General features: G+C 72.0%; 3 protein-coding genes. All 3 read right to left on the reverse strand.

What is annotated here, in order from left to right; genetic code table 11:
* Positions 1–1903: biotin carboxylase N-terminal domain-containing protein (locus tag HC022_RS21200; protein WP_167453742.1), on the reverse strand; the 1903-nt coding region annotated here is incomplete at its 3' end.
* A 99-nt stretch (positions 1904–2002) separates the two neighbouring features.
* Positions 2003–2422: an ASCH domain-containing protein gene (locus HC022_RS21205; protein ID WP_167453743.1), complete on the reverse strand. Its 420-nt coding sequence runs from the start codon at positions 2420–2422 to the stop codon at positions 2003–2005.
* A gap of 21 nt (positions 2423–2443) precedes the next feature.
* The coding region (locus HC022_RS21210) for a carboxyl transferase domain-containing protein (RefSeq protein ID WP_167453744.1) at positions 2444–3644 on the reverse strand (1201 nt) is incomplete at its 5' end.

A 3644-nucleotide genomic window follows, 5' to 3' on the forward strand; every position in this document is an offset into this window, starting at 1 on the left:
CTGCCTCGACCTGCGCGCCTTCCGAGACCAGCACCTCGGCCACGACGCCATCGCGCGCGGCGGTCAGGGTGTGCTCCATCTTCATCGCCTCGAGCACCGCCAGCCGGTCACCGGCCTGCACCTCCTGCCCGGCGACCGCCAGCACCGACACGACGCGGCCCGGCATCGGCGCCTCGATGAGGTTGCCCGCGGCACCCGCGCCCGCGGCGCGCGCCAGCGGATCGACGACGTGGAACACCTGCCCGCCCGCGGCAAAGACGGTGATCTCGCCAGAAGCGGCGAAATGCGCCGCGGCAGGCCGCCCGTCGAGCCGCCAGCCGCCATCGCCACGCTCGGCCAGCACGACGCTCTCGCCCAGCCCGACCTCGACCCGGCCCGGCCCCGCGACCCGCAGCACCGCGGTGATCTCGTCATCGCCGTGCTGCAGCAGCACCGTGCGGGACAGCGGCCCCCAGAGCGTGAACCCGCCCTGCCAGCCGGCATCCTCCCAGAGCCCCGCCGCCGCCCGCCCCGCCTTCGCCACCACCGGAAAGGGGAGCTCGGGCGCCGCCGCCAGCGCCTCGAGATCGCGGCCGATGAGACCGGTGTCGAGCGCGCGCGCGGCAAAGCCCGCGTGCCGCGCCAGCGCGCCGAGGAAGGCGAGGTTGGTCACCGTGCCCGCCACCTGCGTCTCGGCGAGCCCGCGCGCCAGCTTGCGCAGGGCGATCTCGCGGGTCGCCCCGTGCACGATCAGCTTGGCGATCATCGGGTCGTAATGCGGCGAGATCACATCCCCCGACCGCACGCCGCTGTCCGAACGCACGTCGTCGGGGAACGCCAGGTGTGCCAGCCGCCCCGTGGCCGGCAGGAAGCCCGCGGGCACGTCCTCGGCATAGAGCCGCGCCTCGAAGGCATGGCCGGTGAGCCCGAGCTCACCCTGCGTCTTCGGCAGCGGCTCGCCCGCCGCCACGCGCAGTTGCCACTCCACCAGGTCGACGCCGGTCACCAGCTCGGTCACCGGGTGCTCGACCTGCAGGCGGGTGTTCATCTCCATGAACCAGAACCCGTCCGCGCGCAGCCCGCGCGAGCCGTCGACGATGAACTCGATGGTGCCCGCGCCCCTGTAGCCGATGGCCTCGGCCGCGCGCACCGCCGCAGCGCCCATGGCCTGCCGCATCTCGGGCGTCATGCCCGGCGCCGGGGCCTCCTCGATCACCTTCTGGTGGCGGCGCTGAAGCGAGCAGTCGCGCTCGAAGAGATGCACCGCGTTGGTGCCGTCGCCGAAGACCTGCACCTCGATGTGGCGCGGCTTCGAGACGAACTTCTCAATCAGCACCGCCTCGTTGCCGAAGGCGCCGCGGGCCTCGGCCTGCGCGCTCTTCAGCGCGTCGGCAAACTCCCCGGGCCGCTCCACCAGCCGCATGCCCTTGCCGCCGCCTCCGGCGACCGCCTTGATCAGCACCGGGTAGCCGATGGCCTCGGCCTCGCCCGCGAGGAAGCGCGCGTCCTGCTCCTCGCCGTGGTAGCCCGGCACCACCGGGACGCCGGCCTCGAGCATCAGCCGCTTGGCCGCGTCCTTGAGGCCCATCGCCCGGATCGCCTTCGCACCGGGCCCGACGAAGATCAGCCCCGCCGCCTCGACCGCGTCAACGAAATCGGGGTTCTCCGACAGGAACCCGTAGCCCGGGTGAATAGCTCCCGCCCCGGTGGCGCGCGCAGCCTCAATGATGCGCTCGCCGCGCAGATAGCTCTCGGCGGGCGCCGCGCCGCCGATGCAGACCGCCTCGTCCGCCATCGCCACGTGTTTCGCGCCCGCATCGGCCTCGGAATAGACCGCAACGCAGCGCAGCCCCATCGCCCGCGCCGTCTCCATCACCCGGCAGGCGATCTCGCCCCGGTTGGCAATCAGCACCGTGTCAAACATCTCCGACCTCCCCGGTCCCAGTCTCTTCATCTTGCCCGGAAAACTCCGGGGGGAGCGCGCCCTGGCGCGCGGGGGGCAGCGCCCCCCATGCAACATCCGTCATCCCGCCAGATCCTCCACCACCTCGAAGCGCTCCAGCATCATCGCCACGTCCGGCGCGAACCGCCCCGAGCGGGTGAGATACGCCTCGTAGCCACGCCGCCAGTGGGCGAGATCGGTGAACTCACCCTGCTCCGCCGCCATCTCCCCGGTCACCTCCGCGAACCGCACCCGCAGCACTTCGAGCGTCCGTGTCGCCAGCGCGGGCGCACCGTCCCAGTCGAGCACGATGTCCACGCGCCCCACCACCGGCAGCGCCTCGTGGCCCTCGTCGAACACCGCCCAGGCCTCGCAGCTCGCCCGCTTCCGCCCCGACCGCATCAGCGCGAGGATCTCGGCGTTGAGCGCGGCCGAATCCCCCGGCCGGTAGCTCTGCGCGCCCGGCCAGCGGGCCAGCGCCGCCTGCAGCGCTACGGTCATCGCCCCGCCCCGATGCCATCATTACATCCGGAACACGCCAAAGCGGGTCTCCTCGATGGGCGCGTTGAGCGTGGCCGAGAGCGACAGCGCCAGCACCGCGCGTGTCTTGCGCGGGTCGACGATGCCGTCGTCCCACAGCCGTGCCGAGGCATAGAGCGGGTGCGACTGCCGCTCGAACATCTCGACGGTGGGCCGCTTGAACTCGGTCTCCTCCTCGGCCGACCATGCCCCGCCGGCGCGCTCGATGGCGTCGCGCTTCACGGTGGCGAGCACGCCCGCCGCCTGCTCGCCGCCCATCACCGAGATCCGGCTGTTGGGCCAGGTCCAGAGGAAGCGCGGCTGGTAGGCCCGCCCCGCCATGCCGTAGTTGCCGGCCCCGAAGGAGCCGCCCACCAGCATGGTGATCTTGGGCACGTTGGTGGTCGCCACCGCGGTCACCATCTTGGCGCCGTGGCGCGCGATGCCCTCGTTTTCGTATTTCCGCCCGACCATGAAGCCGGTGATGTTCTGCAGGAAGACCAGCGGCACACCGCGCTGCGAGCAGAGCTCGACGAAATGCGCGCCCTTCTGCGCCGCCTCCGAGAACAGCACGCCGTTGTTGGCGACGATGCCCACCGGCATGCCCTCGACATGGGCGAAGCCCGTGACCAGCGTCTCGCCGTAGCGCGGCTTGAACTCGTCGAAGCGCGAGCCGTCCACCACGCGGGCGATGACCTCGCGGATGTCATAGGGGGTGCGCAGGTCGCCCGGCACCACGCCGAGGATCTCGTCGGGATCGTAGGCGGGCGCCTCGGGCGACTGCATCGCCACGCCCGGGGTTTTCACCCGGTTGAGCCCGGCCACGGCGCGGCGTGCCAGCGCCAGCGCGTGGGCGTCGTCCTCTGCGAGGTAGTCCGCCACGCCCGAAAGCCGGGTGTGCACGTCGCCGCCGCCGAGGTCCTCGGCCGAGACCACCTCGCCCGTCGCGGCCTTCACCAGCGGCGGTCCGGCAAGGAAGATCGTGCCCTGCTCCTTCACGATGATGGTCACGTCCGACATGGCGGGCACATAGGCGCCGCCCGCGGTGCACGATCCCATCACCACCGCGATCTGCGGGATGTTCTTGGCGCTCATCCGGGCCTGGTTGTAGAAGATCCGGCCGAAGTGGTCGCGGTCGGGGAAGACCTCGTCCTGGTTCGGCAGGTTGGCCCCGCCGCTGTCCACGGGGAAGACGCAGGGCAGC

Origin of the sequence: Salipiger sp. HF18 (assembly GCF_011806505.1) — a bacterium.
GTDB classification, from domain to species: domain Bacteria; phylum Pseudomonadota; class Alphaproteobacteria; order Rhodobacterales; family Rhodobacteraceae; genus Salipiger; species Salipiger thiooxidans.

Bases quoted from the DNA above. Each gene is read 5' to 3' on its own strand.
- HC022_RS21205 (WP_167453743.1), bottom strand. From the start codon at position 2,422: ATGACCGTAGCGCTGCAGGCGGCGCTGGCCCGCTGGCCGGGCGCGCAG.